Annotated in this window: 14 protein-coding genes; 6 read left to right on the top strand and 8 right to left on the bottom strand. The window is 64.8% G+C overall.

What is annotated here, in order from left to right:
- Nucleotides 1–12: 12 nt before the first annotated feature.
- The gene (locus tag GGD63_RS22765) at nucleotides 13–849 is read right to left on the bottom strand and encodes a universal stress protein (RefSeq protein WP_183245383.1); all 837 of its coding nucleotides are present in this window, start codon (nucleotides 847–849) and stop codon (nucleotides 13–15) included.
- 170 nt (nucleotides 850–1,019) lie between these two features.
- On the opposite strand from GGD63_RS22765, the gene ftsH reads away from it, so the two are divergent.
- The 3 genes from ftsH (at nucleotide 1,020) to GGD63_RS22750 (ending at nucleotide 5,165) form a co-directional block, all read left to right on the top strand.
- On the top strand, nucleotides 1,020–2,867 hold the full coding sequence (gene ftsH, locus GGD63_RS22760; protein WP_183245382.1) for an ATP-dependent zinc metalloprotease FtsH: 1,848 nt from the start codon (nucleotides 1,020–1,022) through the stop codon (nucleotides 2,865–2,867).
- A gap of 146 nt (nucleotides 2,868–3,013) precedes the next feature.
- Complete coding sequence (locus GGD63_RS22755) at nucleotides 3,014–4,561, top strand: Do family serine endopeptidase (protein WP_183245381.1); 1,548 nt, start codon at nucleotides 3,014–3,016, stop codon at nucleotides 4,559–4,561.
- Between the two features lie 241 nt (nucleotides 4,562–4,802).
- Nucleotides 4,803–5,165 carry a hypothetical protein gene (locus GGD63_RS22750; protein WP_183245380.1) on the top strand — a complete coding sequence of 121 codons (363 nt, stop codon included), beginning with the start codon at nucleotides 4,803–4,805 and terminating at the stop codon, nucleotides 5,163–5,165.
- Nucleotides 5,166–5,177: 12 nt separating this feature from the next.
- Here the strand turns inward: GGD63_RS22750 and GGD63_RS22745 are convergent, their stop codons facing one another.
- Both GGD63_RS22745 and GGD63_RS22740 read right to left on the bottom strand, forming a co-directional pair.
- Nucleotides 5,178–5,459, bottom strand: a complete 282-nt coding sequence (locus GGD63_RS22745) for a DUF6496 domain-containing protein (RefSeq protein WP_183245379.1) — start codon at nucleotides 5,457–5,459, stop codon at nucleotides 5,178–5,180.
- A gap of 88 nt (nucleotides 5,460–5,547) precedes the next feature.
- Nucleotides 5,548–5,742 (bottom strand): DUF3072 domain-containing protein, encoded by a 195-nt coding sequence (locus GGD63_RS22740; protein ID WP_183245378.1) that lies wholly within the window; start codon nucleotides 5,740–5,742, stop codon nucleotides 5,548–5,550.
- Nucleotides 5,743–5,857: 115 nt separating this feature from the next.
- Between GGD63_RS22740 and GGD63_RS22735 the strand changes: the two genes are divergently transcribed.
- Nucleotides 5,858–6,079 carry a hypothetical protein gene (locus tag GGD63_RS22735; protein ID WP_183245377.1) on the top strand — a complete coding sequence of 74 codons (222 nt, stop codon included), beginning with the start codon at nucleotides 5,858–5,860 and terminating at the stop codon, nucleotides 6,077–6,079.
- 417 nt (nucleotides 6,080–6,496) lie between these two features.
- Here the strand turns inward: GGD63_RS22735 and GGD63_RS22730 are convergent, their stop codons facing one another.
- Together GGD63_RS22730 and GGD63_RS22725 are read right to left on the bottom strand one after the other, a co-directional pair.
- Nucleotides 6,497–6,730, bottom strand: coding sequence for a hypothetical protein (locus GGD63_RS22730; protein ID WP_183245376.1), 234 nt, complete (start codon nucleotides 6,728–6,730; stop codon nucleotides 6,497–6,499).
- Between the two features lie 95 nt (nucleotides 6,731–6,825).
- Nucleotides 6,826–7,095 (bottom strand): hypothetical protein, encoded by a 270-nt coding sequence (locus tag GGD63_RS22725; RefSeq protein WP_183245375.1) that lies wholly within the window; start codon nucleotides 7,093–7,095, stop codon nucleotides 6,826–6,828.
- A 139-nt stretch (nucleotides 7,096–7,234) separates the two neighbouring features.
- Between GGD63_RS22725 and GGD63_RS22720 the strand changes: the two genes are divergently transcribed.
- Complete coding sequence (locus tag GGD63_RS22720) at nucleotides 7,235–7,456, top strand: hypothetical protein (RefSeq protein ID WP_183245374.1); 222 nt, start codon at nucleotides 7,235–7,237, stop codon at nucleotides 7,454–7,456.
- Here the strand turns inward: GGD63_RS22720 and GGD63_RS22715 are convergent.
- The gene (locus tag GGD63_RS22715; protein WP_183245373.1) at nucleotides 7,453–8,943 is read right to left on the bottom strand and encodes a sensor histidine kinase; all 1,491 of its coding nucleotides are present in this window, start codon (nucleotides 8,941–8,943) and stop codon (nucleotides 7,453–7,455) included. The two genes, GGD63_RS22720 and GGD63_RS22715, sit on opposite strands and share 4 nt — an antisense overlap.
- A 13-nt stretch (nucleotides 8,944–8,956) precedes the next feature.
- Nucleotides 8,957–15,250: a HAMP domain-containing protein gene (locus GGD63_RS22710; protein WP_183245372.1), complete on the bottom strand. Its 6,294-nt coding sequence runs from the start codon at nucleotides 15,248–15,250 to the stop codon at nucleotides 8,957–8,959.
- Between the two features lie 293 nt (nucleotides 15,251–15,543).
- Between GGD63_RS22710 and GGD63_RS22705 the strand changes: the two genes are divergently transcribed.
- Nucleotides 15,544–15,846 (top strand): hypothetical protein, encoded by a 303-nt coding sequence (locus tag GGD63_RS22705; RefSeq protein ID WP_183245371.1) that lies wholly within the window; start codon nucleotides 15,544–15,546, stop codon nucleotides 15,844–15,846.
- A gap of 6 nt (nucleotides 15,847–15,852) precedes the next feature.
- Here the strand turns inward: GGD63_RS22705 and GGD63_RS22700 are convergent, their stop codons facing one another.
- Nucleotides 15,853–16,362 carry a hypothetical protein gene (locus GGD63_RS22700; RefSeq protein WP_183245461.1) on the bottom strand — a complete coding sequence of 170 codons (510 nt, stop codon included), beginning with the start codon at nucleotides 16,360–16,362 and terminating at the stop codon, nucleotides 15,853–15,855.
- Nucleotides 16,363–16,369 lie beyond the last annotated feature (7 nt).

Here is a 16,369-nt window from a genome sequence, read left to right as displayed (position 1 = left end):
GTGTCGCCTTCGCTAATGCGACATCAGCGCCGGGATCGTCATGGCCTCCAGCATGGAGCGGGTAACGCCGCCGAGAAAGCGCTCCTGCAATCGCGAATGGCCGTAGCCGCCCATGACCAGGAGGTCGAGGTTCTCGTCCGCCGCCAGCGACAGGATGGTCGGCTGGATGTCGGAGCGGGCGGCTGAGAACGCAACGATCCGGGGCGACAGTCCCTTGCGCGCCAAATGCCTGGCGAGATGATCCGCTGAAGCCTCGCCGGGAATGGCATCTGCCTCATTGATCGTGATGATGACGATCTCTTCGGCCCGCATCAGGAACGGCGTTGCATCGTGCACTGCGCGAGCGGCGACGCGGCTGCCGTCCCAGCAGATGCCGATCCGGTCCGCCTTGAAAGCTCCACGGAAAGTATAGGGCAGGAATAGCACGGGGCTTCCTGCGTGGAACAGGACCTCGCGCGGCAGGTCATTGTCGAACGAGCCCTGCTCGGGATCCGGCTGGACCACGACGTTGAGATCATACAGACGCGCCAGTGCGCCGACCGAGGCCGCCGCGTCCGCGGGGATCGCGGCCAGGGGATGGCAGGCATGGGCAATACCGGCGTGCTTTGCTTCGGTCTCGAACACGGTCAGCGCCGTCTCGGCCCGTTCCATCGCGCGCTCGCGCTCCATCTCGAACACGGCCGCCACCGCGGCGCCGCCGTCCATGACATAGGCCGTGCTGGTTGCGACATAGCCGACCGCGACCGCATCAAGATGGGCGTTGAGACCCGCGGCCAGCGAAATCGAGCCATCGATCGCGGCGCGCATCGGCCGCTCGGTCGGGATATGGACAAGAATGTCTTTGATCATAGCGCAGTCTCCCCGTGATCTCGTGTCGTCGCCATAATCTTCCATCGTTCCGGACGCCAGTATTTTGAGCTGGGTCAAGCCCCGCGTTTTGATCCGCCGCAAAATCTCTCGCCGCCGGTCGCCTAGACTTGACAATACGGTCTCATTCTTGCGGCTTGGCGGAGAAGATAATGGACAAGGACTCGTCGTCGCGGCAGCAGTCCATCGCGGTCGGCTACATCTTCGCGGCCGGAATCCTGCTTGTGCTGCTGCAATGGGCATTCGCCACCTACAATACCGTCGAGAGCATTCCCTACAGCCAGTTCGAGCAGCTCATCGCGCAGGGCAAGGTGGCGGAGGTATCGGTCGGGCAGGACGTGATCCAGGGCAAGCTCAAGGAGAACGAGAAGCTCGCGGGCGGCAAGACCGCCTTCGTCACCGCGCGCGTCGATCTGCCGCTGGCGGAGAAGCTGCAGGACAAGGGAATCACGGTCACCGGCGTGCCGTCCGGCGGCCCGTTCCAGACCATCCTGTCCTGGGTCGTCCCGGCGCTGATGTTCTATCTGGTCTGGGTGTTCCTCGGCCGGCGCCTGGTCGAGCGGCAGGGCTTCGGTGGGTTGATGTCGATCGGAAAATCGCGCGCGAAGGTCTTCGTCGAGACCGATACCAAGGTGACCTTTGCCGACGTCGCCGGCGTCGAGGAGGCAAAGTTCGAGCTGCAGGAGGTCGTCTCCTTCCTGAAGGACCCCAAGAGCTACGGCCGACTGGGCGCCCATGTGCCGAAGGGTATCCTGCTGGTCGGCCCGCCCGGCACCGGCAAGACCCTGCTGGCGCGCGCGGTGGCGGGCGAGGCCGGCGTTCCGTTCTTTTCAATCTCCGGCTCCGAATTCGTCGAGATGTTCGTCGGCGTCGGAGCCGCACGCGTGCGCGACCTTTTCGAGCAGGCGCGCAAGGCCGCGCCCTGCATCATCTTCATCGACGAACTGGACGCGCTCGGGCGCAGCCGGGCGCCGAGCGCCTTCGGCGGCTATGACGAGAAGGAGCAGACGCTGAACCAGCTTCTCGCCGAGCTCGACGGATTTGATCCCTCGGCCGGCGTCATCCTGCTCGCCGCGACCAACCGTCCCGAGGTGCTCGATCCCGCGCTGCTGCGTGCCGGCCGGTTCGATCGCCAGGTGCTGGTTGACCGGCCCGACAAGGCCGGGCGCGTGGCGATCCTCAAGGTTCACGTCAAGAAGATCCGCATGGCGAAGGACGTGGATCTCGACATCGTGGCAGGCCTCACCGCCGGATTCACCGGCGCGGACATTGCCAATCTGATCAACGAGGCCGCGATTGCCGCGACCCGGCGCAGCGCGGAGGAGGTTTCCTTCGATGATTTCACCGCCGCAATCGAGCGGATCGTGGCCGGCGTCGAGAAGAAGAGCCGGGTCCTGAGCGCGGATGAGCGCAGGCGCGTCGCCTATCACGAGATGGGGCACGCGCTGGTCGCCGCCAATCTCGCCGGGGTCGATCCCGTGCAGAAGGTCTCGATCATCCCGCGTGGCATCGGCGCGCTCGGCTACACCATGCAGCGTCCGACCGAGGACCGCTTCCTGCTGACGGTTGCCGAACTGAAGAGCCGCATTGCCGTGCTGATGGGCGGGCGCGCCGCGGAGCGGGTGATCTTCGATGGCGACATCTCGACCGGCGCGGCCGACGATCTCCAGCGCGCCACCGAGATCGCGATCGAGATGGTGACGAAATACGGCATGGACGCGACCGTCGGTCAGCGCACCTATGCACCAAAGCCGTCGATGTTTCTCCCGGTCGCCCAGGACGCGGTCGTCAGCGCCGCGGCCGACACCGGACGCGAGATCGATCTGGCCGTGCGCAATCTGGTCGAGGCCGGCGATACGACGGCGCGCAGGATCCTTGCCGAGCACCGCTCCGATCTCGAGGCCGGCGTCGAGTTGCTGATCGCGAACGAAAGCCTCACGGCCGAGCAGTTCGCGCCATTGCGTCCGCAGGGCGTGAAGCGCGGCCAGGTCGCCGCATGAGGCCGGCATAAGGCGCTGGGTGTTGCGCCGTCCTCCGCGGCTGCGGCCTTCTTTGCCAAGATTTAATCGCGTGGACGGAACGCCGTAAGGTGGCAGCGACCATGTTGGGTGCAAGGCGACACCTGACCCAACATGGACATTTCGACATGAACGATCGCGTCAATTCCGACACCACCACGTCCCGGAAGATCCTGGGACCGCGCCGGCTTGCGCTGCTCGGTACCGTGGCCGCGCTTGGCGTGGCCGTGCTGGCCGGCTCTCCCGGCTCCGCGCAGTTCGGCGTGACCTCCCTGATCTCGCCCGCGCACGCCGCGGAAAGCGCCGCGCCCCCGCAGGGCTTCGGCGACCTCGTCGCCAAGGTCAAACCCGCCGTGATCTCGGTGCGGGTCAAGATCGACCGCGACAACGACAAGAACGCAATGTTGCAACAGAACCGGATGGATTCCGACGAGGACTCTCCGTTCGACCAGTTCTCGCGGCAGTTCGGCTTCCGCGGCCCGGGTGGCATGAACGGCATGCCGCGCCAGCGCCACCAGATGATCATGGGCGAAGGCTCCGGCTTCTTCATCTCCGCCGACGGCTACGCCGTGACCAACAACCACGTCGTCGACCACGCCGAGTCCGTGCAGGTCACCATGGACGATGGCACGATCTACACCGCGAAGGTGGTCGGCACCGACCCGAAGACCGATCTTGCGCTGATCAAGGTCGACGGCAAGAAGGACTTCCCCTTCGTCAAATTCGCCGAGCAGAAGCCGCGGATCGGCGACTGGGTGGTCGCGGTCGGCAATCCCTTCGGCCTCGGCGGCACCGTGACCGCCGGCATCGTCTCGGCCAGTGGCCGCGACATCGGCAACGGGCCCTATGACGATTTCATCCAGATCGATGCGCCGATCAACAAGGGCAATTCCGGCGGCCCGGCTTTCGACATGAATGGCAACGTGATCGGCGTGAACACGGCGATCTTCTCGCCGTCCGGTGGCTCGGTCGGGATCGGCTTCGACATCCCGGCGACGACCGCAAAGCTCGTCGTCGCGCAGTTGAAGGACAAGGGTGCTGTGACCCGCGGCTGGCTCGGTGTGCAGGTGCAGCCGGTGACGGCCGACATCGCCGACAGTCTCGGCCTGAAGGAGGCGCGCGGCGCGATCGTCGACAATCCGCAAGACGGCAGTCCGGCGGCAAAGGCCGGCATCGAGGCGGGCGACGTCATCACCGCCGTCAACGGCACCGCGATCAAGGACTCCCGCGATCTTGCCCGCACCATCGCAACGCTGGCACCGGGCACGTCCGTGAAGCTCGATGTCTTCCACAAGGGCGGAGCCAAGACGGTGACGCTCACGCTCGGCGAGTTGCCGAACGAGCGGCAGGCCCAGGGAAACGGTAAAGCCGACGAGGGCAAGGCGCAGCTGGGCAACGGCACGCCGCGCCTCGGGCTCAGCCTCGCGCCGGCCGGCGAGGTGCAGGGCGCCGGCCAGAAGGGCGTCGTCGTCACCGAGGTCGATCCGCAAGGGCCGGCGGCGCAGCGCGGTATCCAGACCGGCGACGTCATCCTCAATGTCGGCGGCAAGCCTGTGGCCAATGTCGGTGACGTCCGCGCTGAATTGGCGCAGGCCAAATCGTCCGGCAAGAACAGCGTGCTGCTTCAGGTGAAGGGCGCGGAAGCGACCCGGTTCGTCGCCGTGCCGCTCGCGTAAGTCTTTCGCCTTCAACAGCAATTCAAAAGGCGGCCCACGGGCCGCCTTTTTCGTGCCGGCGTGAAAGATACCCACAGGCCAGCGATAACATTCTCGTTAACGGCAGCATTGATGACGGGTTCGTCCGAAAAAGCCGCGTTCGCTCGTCAGACTTTCGAGTCCATATTACCCGCAGGGGGTGGAACTCCGAACGTCCGGCTGCTTTGGAACCGGCCGGTGTTCGCATTTGATCGGTGCCGACATGGATCGATTGAAGCTTTCGCTGAGATGTGCGCTGCTCGTGGCGCCGCTCGTGCTGTCGGCCGGAAGCGCCCTCGGGCGCGACGATGGCCGCTACGCCAATTCACCGCTCAAGCCGTGGTTCGACAGTCTGCGCAGCCATCTCGGCCCGTGCTGCTCGGATGCCGATGGATTTGCAGTCTCGGATCCCGATTGGGAGTCCCATGACGGGCATTATCGCGTGCGTCTCGACGGTCAATGGGTGGATGTGCCGGATGAAGCCGTCATCACCGAACCGAACCGGGCGGGGCGCACCATGGTTTGGCCGGTGAAGACCGCGTTCGGAATTTCGATCCGGTGCTTCATGCCGGGCAGCATGATCTGACGCCGGTCGGCGTCACCGCTTGCTGGATTTGCGCTTCGACGATTTCCTGGACGATTTCTTTGCCGCTTTCTTGGCCGTCTTCTTCCTGGACGTTTTCCGCTTAGACGCTTTCTTGGGGACCTTCTTGCCCTTCTTGCGGGCCTTCGAGAGTCCAATCGCGATCGCCTGCTTGCGACTCTTCACGCGTCCGCCGCGACCGCTCTTCGCAGTGCCTTTCTTGTAGCGGCGCAATTCGCTCTCGACATCGCTGCCGGAGCTGCGCGAGTAGCGGCGCTTCTTTGCCTTGCGTGCCATGCATTTTCTCCCTTGGCCGGGGAAAACCACTCGACACAGGCATGGTTCCGAAAGCGCGTCAGCAACGCTCCCAATGAATTGACGCAGGCTAGAAGGAGTTCGCGAGCTCGATCTCCGCTTCGAGCACCCGGATGCGCCGCGCGGCCTCGGCGGAGGACAGATCCCGCGCATATTGCGCGGGCTGATACGCCTCTTCACTCAGCCGCTTCAGCCGCAACCCCTGCGCCCGGGTCATCTGCTCCATGAGAAAAGCCTTGGCGTCGTATTTACCCTGAACCCGCATGTCCGCTCTCCATTCTGAAATCGCGACTTGACTATATGTTCTTATTTTGTTCTAACAAGCCATGGACAACCGAATTAATGAAATTCGACGTAAAATCAGCGTCTTGAGGCTGGAAATGGCCGACGTCGAGGCATCTGTGCGCGACCTCGTCGACCGCGATCGCGACTGCACGGAAAAGGCCCTGGCGCAGATGGACTTGCGCCGGAAAATCAACCTGTTGATCGGCGAATGGAGAGCGGCTGGCGGTGGCGATGTCCTGCCGGATGTCCGCGATCGTGTACGGCTTCGTCTGCTGAAGAAAGTTGCAGATCCCGTGCGGACGATCGCGCGCCGCTGAGAGCTTTGGGAGCGCGCCGTGGTGGAAGACCCGGACGCCTACCGGATCCTGAGACTGCGCGCCGAGATTCTCGAAACTGGGCTCCGCGATCCGGCAATTGCAGCGTGAGGGGCTCGATGACGCCGCGGCCCAGCGCCTGATTGCGCGCAAGCGGGCGCAGCTCGATAATCTCGTGAAGATGAATTCCGCGAGCGGCGGACTGAACATCGCCGATATGCAACGAGATTAAAGCATGATCCGGAAAAGTGCGAACCGGTTTTCCGGAAAGACCATGCGTAAACGACAACCTAAAGCGCGATGACATTCATCCAAATCTGATCGTGCTCTAGCGCGTGCGAGGTGGCGTCAGAAGGATCGCATCGAATCTCAAAGCGAGAAGGCCCCGCGATGGCGGGACCTTCGATGAGCAGCTGCGCCTTACTTCGCGGTGCCCGTGCCCTTGGTCATGGTGCCGCCCTGATCGGAGCCGGGGCCGGAGCCGCCCTGGCCGGAGGCATCGGGGCTCTTGGTTTTCGTGTTGGCGCCGGTTGTCTGTGAGGACGAGGTCGAGGATTCATGTTTCGCCTTGTGCGATTTTGCCTGTACGGCAAACGGGGCGGCGGCAAGGCCGGTTGCCAACATCACGGTGAGAGCGAGCTTGGTCGTCTTCATGCGCGGGAACTCCCTGGGTTAAATTGACGCAGGCAGCCAACTGCTGTTCGTCACAGGAGTTCCCGACAAAGTCACCCGCATGTTTCACGCGCGCTTCAAAATTCCTTGTCCTCGTCGATGATGAACACGACGCCGGTGAGCGTCGCGCCGATCGCGAACGTCGTCACCAATGTGAGGGCGAAGACCAGAATCGCCTGGCTTCCGCCGTGATTGAGCAGATTGGCGACCGCCGGATTGGACAGAGTGAGCGCAAGGCCGAATGTAAGTCCGAGAGCTGCGCCCATCATCGCATGCGTCACGAGCTTGATGACGCCGGTGGGAGAGATCAGGCTCGGTGGCTTCTTGGGCGACTTGTTCGCACGCATGGAACCGACCCTCGATTGCACATGCAACGCGCACGATGATCGCCGGTTCCATTCGCATGAAGGAATTGTCATCCGCCGCTTCATCCGGCGTTCATGCCGGGCTTGCGAGGATGAAGGCGATCAACATGGGACACTCGACATGGGTAAGGTCGTCTATCTCTATCGCTCGCTGGCCTATCGGAACGCGGCCGCGGACATGTTGCGCAAAGCGCGCAAGCTGCCGCGCGGTGCGGAGCGAAGCGCCGCCCGCCGTTATGCGATGGCGCTGCGCGATCTCGCACAAACGGAAGCCTGGCTCGAAGGGCGCGTCGCCGACGAACCTCGGTCGATCCTGCGCACGAAAGTCGCCGCGTCCGGTTAACCCGACGCGCGCTGCAGCTCGGGGGAGGTGTCGGCGTCGAACTTGCCCTGCGTTGCCGAGGCAGGGGTCTTGCGGGTCAGCGGCACGTCCAGGCGGCACAACAGGCCCTCGGCCCGCCAATCGAATTGCGCCCGTCCGCCGAGCTGGGACTCGACGCTCGCAAGCAGGCTTCGCGTACCAAAACCGCGAGACTTCGGCGTCCTCACGAGCGGACCGCCGGATTCCTCCCAGGTCAGCGCGAGGTGGTCTTCCTCGACCTGCCAGCCGATCAAGAGCCGGCCCGATCGCGTCGAGAGCGCGCCATACTTGGCGGAGTTGGTGAAAAGCTCGTGCAGCGCCAGCGCCAGCGTCTGGGCGGTTGTCGGCAGCAACTGAACCTCCGGGCCTGCGAGCTTGATCTGGCCGCCGAGCGAATAGGGTGCAAGCTCCTCGTCGATCAGCTTGGAAAGCTCGGCGCCCTGCCAGCTCGACAGCGACAGGATCGTGTGCACGCGCGCCAGCGCATTGATGCGCCCTTCGACGGCATTGACGTAAGCCTTGACTTCGTCGGCACGGGTGAGGCGCACGATCGATTGCGCCAGCGCCAGCGCATTCTTGGCGCGATGATCGACTTCCCGCGCCAGCAGGTTTTGCCGCTCCTCGGCACGCTTGCGTTCGGTGATGTCCACGGTGACGCCGCTCACGCGCACCACGCGGCCGGCCTGGTCCACGGTCGCGGCCGCTGTGCCGACGCACCAGCGCACCTCACCGTCGGGCCGGCTGACGCGAAATTCCCCTTCATAGGCGCGTGCCCCGCTATTGAACGCGGCAATAGCCTGGCCGAACCGGTCGACGTCATCGGGGTGCAGCAGCGCCTGGATGTTCGCCGAGGTGACGTTGAAGGTCTCCGGCGTCACGCCGAAGATGCGGTACTGGCCTTCGTCCCACATCCAGTCGCCGTTGATCCAGTCCCAGTCCCAGGATCCCATCTTGCCGGCGGCAATCGCCATGCTGCGGCGCTGCTCGCTCTCGCGCAGCTTGGCGGTGGAGTTCTCCAGTTCCGCCGTGCGCGCGCGGACACGGTCCTCGAGTTCCTGGTTCAGCCGTTCGAGCTCGCGGGTCTTGCGGTAGAGCTCGGAAAACACCTTGATCTTGGCGCGCAGCACCTCCGGCACCACGGGCACCGGCACGTAGTCGACCGCGCCCATCTCGTAGCCGCGCAACCGGTCGATGTCGCTCACTTGAATGGCCGAGATGAAGATCATCGCGGTCTTCTGGAAGCGCGGATGTTCCCGGATCATCGCCGCCAGCTCGAAGCCGTCGAGCTCGGGCATGCAGACGTCGACCAGGATCACCGCGACCTCGGTCTTGAGCAGCACTTCCAGCGCCTCCCGCCCCGACGAGGCGATCACGAGATTCTCGCCGAGATCCTTCAAGATCACCTCGTAGGCGAGCAGCTTGGCCGGCTGGTCGTCGACGAGGAGGATATTGACCTTTTCGTGGTCCATTCGCGGATCCAGCTCAGCGGTGCAGCCACATGCGGATCGCAAGCAGCAATTGATCGGTGTTGACGGGTTTGGCGAGGTAGTCGGAGGCGCCGGCCTCCAGGCATTTCTCGCGATCGCCTTTCATTGCCTTGGCGGTCAACGCGATGATCGGAAGGCGGGCGAAGGCCGGGTTCGCGCGGATCACCCCGATGGTCTGATAGCCATCCATCTGCGGCATCATGATGTCCATCAGCACGATGGCGATTTCCGGATTGGATTCGACCAGCGTCACGGCTTCGCTCCCGGTGGTCGCCGTCAGCACCTTCATGCCGCGCCGTTCCAGCACGCTCGATAGCGCAAAGATGTTCCGGGCGTCGTCGTCGACGAGCAGCGCGGTCTTGCCGATCAGGTCCTCGTCGGAACTGTTCAGCTTCTCCAGCATGCGCTGCTTCTCGACCGGAAGTTCCGTGATCACGCGGTGCAGGAACAGCGCGGTCTCGTCGAGCAGACGTTCCGGCGATTCCACGCCTTTGACCACGATACTGCGCGCCATGGTGTGCAGCTCCGCGTCCTCCTCCGCCGAAAGCTCGCGGCCGGTAAAGACCACCACCGGAACATTCGAGAGCGCCTCGTCATTGCGGATCTGGTCCAGCACCTCGAAGCCGCTCATGTCGGGCAGTCGTAGATCGAGAACGACGCAGTCGCAGGGCGCTTCGCGCAGCATCGCGAGTGCGCCGGCGCCGGTGTCGGTCGCCACGATCTCGATGTCGTCGTGATGCAGCAGCTCGCGGATCGAGAGCTGCTCGGCCTCGTTGTCCTCGACGATCAGGAGCCGCTTGCGCCGCGGCCGCGCATACTCCTTGATCTGCGTCAGCGCAGCCGCGACGCCTTCGGTCGTCGTCGGCTTGTTGACGAAGGAGAAGGCGCCGCGCGCCAGCGCGTGCTGGCGGTCCTCGTCGAGCGTGATGATCTGCACGGGGATATGGCGGGTCAGCGGATTGTGCTTGAGCTGGCTCAGCACCGTCCAGCCGAGCATGTCGGGCAGGAACACGTCGAGCGAGACCGCTCTCGGCTGGTACTGCTTCGCAAGCTCCAGCGCCTCAGCGCCGCGCGCCGCGACCAGCACCTTGAAGCCCTTGTCGCGCGCGAGGTCGACCAGCACCCGCGCATAATGCGGGTCGTCCTCGACGATCAAGAGGATGCTGTCGCCGGGTTCGAGGTTGAGACGGTCGTCGGGCAGTTGCTCGATGGCGCGCTGCTGCTCCGGCGCGGCCGGCTGCAGCGCCGGCGGCTGGCTGTATTGCTGCGGCGTCGGCGCGCGCGGCGCCAGCGTCGGTCCCGAATATTTCAGCGGCAGGTAGAGCGTGAAGGTCGAGCCCTTGCCCGGCGCGCTGCGTAGATGGATTTCGCCGCCGAGCAGGCTCGCGAGCTCTCGGCTGATGGCAAGGCCAAGGCCGGTGCCGCCATATTTACGGCTGGTGCCGGCGTCGGCCTGCTGGAACGCTTCGAAGATCAGCTTCTGCTTTTCCAGCGGAATGCCGATGCCGGTATCGGACACCTCGAACGCGATCACGGCCGGCGCTGAGTTCAGCACCGGGTGATCGGTTCCCCAGCCGCCGAGGGCTCCGCCGACCTTCAGACGCACTTCGCCTTCGGCGGTGAACTTGAAGGCGTTGGAGAGCAGATTCTTCAGGACCTGTTGCAGGCGCTTGGAGTCGGTAACGATGCTGCGCGCGAGGTTCGGATCGACGTCGATCTTGAACGAGAGGCCGCGGTTCTCCGCCTCGTGCCGGAACGGCCGGCCGACGGTCTCGAGCAGGTTCGCGGTCAGGATCTCCTCGGCATCGACGGTCACCGTGCCGGACTCGATCTTGGAGAGATCGAGGATGTCGCTGATGAGGTTGAGCAGGTCGGTGCCGGCGCCGTGGATGGTGCGGGCGAACTCGACCTGCTTGGCCGTGAGGTTGCCGTCCGGATTGTCGGTGAGCTGCTGTCCGAGGATCAGGATCGAGTTCAGCGGCGTACGCAGCTCGTGGCTCATATTGGCGAGGAATTCGGACTTGTACTTCGAGGTCAGCGCGAGCTCGGTGGCCTTTTCCTCGAGCGCGCGGCGGGCCTGCTCGATCTCCTGGTTCTTGCGCTCGACCTCGACGTTGCGCTCGGCGAGTTGCTGCGCCTTCTGCTCGAGCTGCTCGTTGGTCTGCTGCAATTCGCGCTGCTGGGTCTGAAGCTCGCCGGCGAGCTGCTGCGATTGCTTGAGCAGGCCTTCGGTCTGCATCGTCGCCTCGATCGAGTTGAGCACGATGCCGATGGAGTCGGTGAGCTGCTCCAGGAACGTCATTTGCGAGGTCGTGAAGGAAGCGAGCGAGGCAAGCTCGATCACGGCCTTGACCTGGCCTTCGAACAGAACCGGCAGCACGACGAGGTTCTTCGGGGCGACACGGAACAGCGCGGAATTGATCGGCATCACGTCCGTCGGAATGTCCGCGACGACCCGCGGGCGCCTGTCGAGCGCGCACTGGCCGATCAGGCCCTCTCCGAATTGCAGTACGCGTTGATAGGGATAGACGCCGTCGCCGGCGTAGGAGGCGAGCAGCAGGAGCTGCGGATTATCCTCGCTCTCGATCTGGTAGATCACGCCGGTATGCGCGTTCACCAGCGGCGAGAGCTCGGTCAGCAGCAGCCGGCCGACGGTGGCGAGGTCGCGCTGGCCCTGGAGCATGTTGGTGAATTTCGCAAGGTTGGTCTTCAGCCAGTCCTGCTCGGTGTTCACGTCCGTCGTGAGACGGAGGTTCGTGATCATCGTGTTGATATTGTCTTTCAATTCCGCGACTTCGCCGCGGGCATCGACCTGGATCGACCGCGTCAGGTCGCCCTTGGTCACGGCGGTCGCGACTTCCGCGATGGCGCGGACCTGCGAGGTGAGGTTCGCGGCCAGGAGATTGACGTTGCCGGTGAGGTCCTTCCAGGTGCCGGCCGCGCCCGGCACGTCGGCCTGGCCACCGAGGCGGCCTTCGACGCCGACTTCGCGCGCCACTGAGGTCACCTGATCGGCGAAGGTTGCGAGCGTCTCGGTCATGTTGTTGATGGTGTCGGCGAGGGCTGCGACCTCGCCCTTCGATTTCACCGTGAGATTCTGCTTGAGGTCGCCGTTGGCGACCGCCGTCACCACCTTGACGATGCCGCGGACCTGCTCGGTCAGGTTCGCCGCCATGACGTTGACGGTGTCGGTGAGGTCCTTCCAGGTGCCGGCGACGCCGGGCACCTGAGCCTGGCCGCCGAGCTCGCCCTCGGTGCCGACCTCGCGGGCAACGCGCGTGACTTCGCCGGCGAAGGCGTTGAGCTGGTCCACCATGGTGTTGATGGTGTTCTTCAGCTCGAGGATCTCGCCCTTCACGTCGACGGTGATCTTGCGGGACAAGTCGCCGCGCGCCACGGCGGTCGTCACTTCGGCGATGTTGCGGACCTGCGTGGTGAGGTTCGCAGCGAGCAGGTTGACGTTGTCGGTGAGGTCCTTCCAGGTACCGCCGACGCCGGGCACGACGGCCTGGCCGCCGAGCCGGCCTTCGGTACCGACCTCGCGCGCGACGCGCGTCACTTCGGCGGCGAAGGAGCGGAGCTGCTCGACCATGGTGTTCAGCGTATCCTTCAGCAGCAGGATTTCGCCGCGCACGTCCACGGTGATCTTCTTCGAGAGGTCGCCGCCGGCGATGGCGGTCGCGACCTCGGCGATGTTGCGGACCTGGGCCGTCAGGTTCGACGCCATGAAGTTGACGTTGTCGGTGAGGTCCTTCCAGGTGCCGGCGACGCCGGGCACCTCGGCCTGACCGCCGAGCTTGCCTTCGGTGCCGACCTCGCGCGCGACGCGGGTGACCTCGCCGGCAAAACCATTGAGCTGGTCCACCATGGTGTTGATGGTGTTCTTCAGCTCGAGGATTTCGCCCTTCACGTCGACGGTGATCTTGCGGGACAAGTCGCCGCGCGCCACGGCGGTGGTCACCTCGGCGATGTTGCGAACCTGCGCGGTGAGGTTGCCCGCCATCGAGTTCACGCTGTCGGTGAGGTCCTTCCAGGTGCCGGCGACGCCGGGCACGTTGGCCTGGCCGCCGAGGCGGCCTTCGGTGCCGACCTCGCGCGCGACGCGCGTCACCTCGCCTGCGAAGCGGTTGAGCTGGTCGACCATCGTGTTCAGCGTGTCCTTGAGCTGAAGGATCTCGCCGCGGACGTCGACCGTGATCTTGCGCGACAGGTCGCCGCCGGCAATCGCGGTTGCGACCTCGGCGATGTTGCGGACCTGGGCGGTGAGGTTGCCCGCCATCGAGTTGACGTTGTCGGTGAGGTCCTTCCAGGTGCCGGCGACGCCCGTCACCTGCGCCTGGCCGCCGAGCTTGCCTTCGGTTCCGACCTCGCGCGCCACGCGCGTCACCTCGCCGGCGAAGGCGTTCAGCTGGTCGACCATGGTGTTGAGCGTCTCCTTCAGCTGAAGGATTTCGCCCGACACGTTGACGGTGATCTTCTTCGACAGGTCGCCCTTGGCGACCGCGGTCGCGACTTCGGCGATGTTGCGGACCTGGCCGGTCAGGTTCGAGGCCATCGAGTTGACGCTGTCGGTGAGGTCCTTCCAGGTGCCGGCGACGCCGCGCACCTGGGCCTGGCCGCCGAGCTTGCCTTCGGTGCCGACCTCGCGCGCGACGCGGGTGACTTCGCCGGCGAAGGCGTTGAGCTGGTCCACCATGGTGTTGATGGTGTCCTTCAGCTCCAGGATCTCGCCGCGGACGTCCACGGTGATCTTCTTGGACAGGTCGCCGCCGGCGACCGCCGTCGTGACCTCGGCAATGTTGCGGACCTGTGCGGTCAGGTTCGAGGCCATCGAGTTGACGCTTTCGGTGAGATCCTTCCAGGTGCCGGCGACGCCGAGCACGTTGGCCTGACCGCCGAGCCGCCCTTCGGTGCCGACCTCGCGCGCGACGCGGGTGACTTCGCCGGCGAAGGCGTTGAGCTGGTCGACCATGGTGTTGAGCGTTTCCTTCAGCTGAAGGATCTCGCCCGAGACGTTCACAGTGATCTTCTTCGACAAGTCGCCACCGGCGATGGCGGTCGCGACGTCGGCGATGTTGCGGACCTGGGCGGTCAGGTTCGACGCCATGAAGTTGACGTTGTCGGTGAGGTCCTTCCAGGTGCCGGCGACACCGGGCACCTGGGCCTGGCCGCCGAGCTTTCCTTCGGTGCCGACCTCGCGCGCGACGCGCGTGACTTCCGAGGCGAAGGAGTTGAGCTGGTCCACCATGGTGTTGATGGTGTCCTTCAACTCCAGGATCTCGCCGCGCACGTCCACCGTGATCTTGCGCGACAGGTCGCCGCGCGCCACGGCGGTGGTGACGTTGGCGATGTTGCGGACCTGCGCCGTGAGGTTGCCGCACATCGCGTTCACGGAATCGGTCAGGTCCTTCCAGGTGCCGGCGACGCCGGGCACGATCGCCTGGCCGCCGAGCTTGCCGTCGGTGCCGACCTCGCGCGCCACGCGCGTCACTTCGGAGGCGAAGGAGCGGAGCTGGTCCACCATCGTGTTGATGGCTTCCTTGAGCTGAAGGATCTCGCCGCGGACGTCGACCGTGATCTTCTTGGACAAGTCGCCGTTGGCGACCGCGATCGTGACCTCGGCGATGTTGCGAACCTGGTTGGTCAGGTTGTTCGCCATCGAGTTGACGCTCTCGGTCAGGTCCTTCCAGACGCCGGTCACCTCCGGTACCTGGGCCTGGCCGCCGAGCTTGCCCTCGGTGCCGACCTCGCGCGCGACGCGGGTCACCTCGGAGGTGAACACGCCGAGCTGCTTGATCATGGTGTTGACGATGTTCGCCGACTGCAGGAATTCTCCGCGGAGCGGACGGCCGTCGACGTCGAGCTTGACGGTCTGGAGCAGGTCGCCTTGCGCAACCGCGGCGACGGCCCGCGTCACCTCGCGCGTCGGCCACAACAGGTCGTCGATCAGAGTATTGACGGAGCCTTCCATGTCCGCCCAGGAGCCGGAGGCGAGGCCGAACTTCACGCGCTGCCGGGTCTTGCCCTCGCGCCCCACCACTTGGCCGACCAGTTCGAGCTGCTGCGCCATGCGCTGGTTGGCGGCGATGATTTCGTTAAAGGTGTCGGCAATCTTGCCGTCGATGCCGAGATAGTCGCCGCTCATGCGCACCGAGAAATCGCCGCTGCGCATCGCTTGTAGCGCGAGCAGCAATTCCGCTCGGGAATCCGGCTCCGACATTCCGTTGGCTTTTGGTTTCGGGACGCGACGACCGGAGCGTGATGCAGTTCCGGGATCGAGGTCGCTCATACTGATTCCCCCGCAGGCGCCGGCCGAATCTAAAGGCGAGACGCAATTGGTCGAAATGAAATAGAGCGTCAGCCAAATTCGAAATCAAGCGCCAAGGTTGCGGCACGAAGAAATGGAACCTGCTTTGCTCAGCCCGGCCAAATTAACGACAGGGGATAGGATTGGTTCCGCCAGGTTCCAGAAAAATTTCGAACCGCCGCGGAGTCTTAGAGAAGCCTCTTCCTCGCTGCTGGCGCCGTCCTTTCGGAACGGAGCGCCAGCCCTGCCGGTTAGCGGGGACAGGGAGAGCGCATATGCAAATCAATGTAGGATTAACCGTGATCGCTGTCGTCGCATTGCTGGCCGGATCGGCCTTCGCGCAAGGGGGTGAACCCAGCGGCCGCGGATCCGTGACCGGCGATCCCGCCGCAAGCTCCGCCACCCCGCGGGCGGATGCACCGACCACGGGTGCGGCGACCCGGTCGAACCCCAGCGGCAGCGGCACGTCGAGTTCAGGGGGCAAGGACGACAACGGGGATGCGGGGCGGGACAAGATGCCGGAGAGCGACCGCACGGTGCGACCGGAGAGTCAGCAGCATCATCCGAACGACAAGTGAGGCCGGCTACTTGTCCGCCATGGTGCGCTCTGCGTCCCTGACCTGCGAGCGCAGCAGCGGCAGTTGGCCGCGCGCGAACACTGCAAGCGCCGCATTGTCGGGGGCTTTCAGATAGCGTTCGAGCAGGGCGATGGTCGATTCATATTCGGGGATCTGCGCGGCATAGAAAGTCCGGACGTAGGCCGGTCCGTCCGAACTGTCGGGCTCGGCGAGGCCAGCACTCGTCGCCGTCTTGCCGATGCGGGGCTCGGCGCCGATCGCTTCCTGAATATCCTTCAGGGTCTTGTCGCGTTTGGCAGCTTCTTCGGCGCGCCAGGCGGCAAGGTTTTTCACCTCCGCATTGCCCTTCAGATCGGTGCTCTCCAGAAGGCCCTGCTGAAAGCGGCTGAACGCGTAAAGGCCGCTGATGACGTCAATGGCCGTCGGCGCGCGGTTGTCAGGCCTTTGCTCGCCGGTGCTGTCGGCCAGCGCTGCGCTGCCAATGAGCATCAGGATGATCGCGACAAGAACTCGCATCCACGAC

Source organism: Bradyrhizobium sp. cir1 (assembly GCF_014198245.1).
Taxonomy (GTDB): domain Bacteria; phylum Pseudomonadota; class Alphaproteobacteria; order Rhizobiales; family Xanthobacteraceae; genus Bradyrhizobium.
This window is presented reverse-complemented; position numbering and strand designations above follow the sequence as displayed.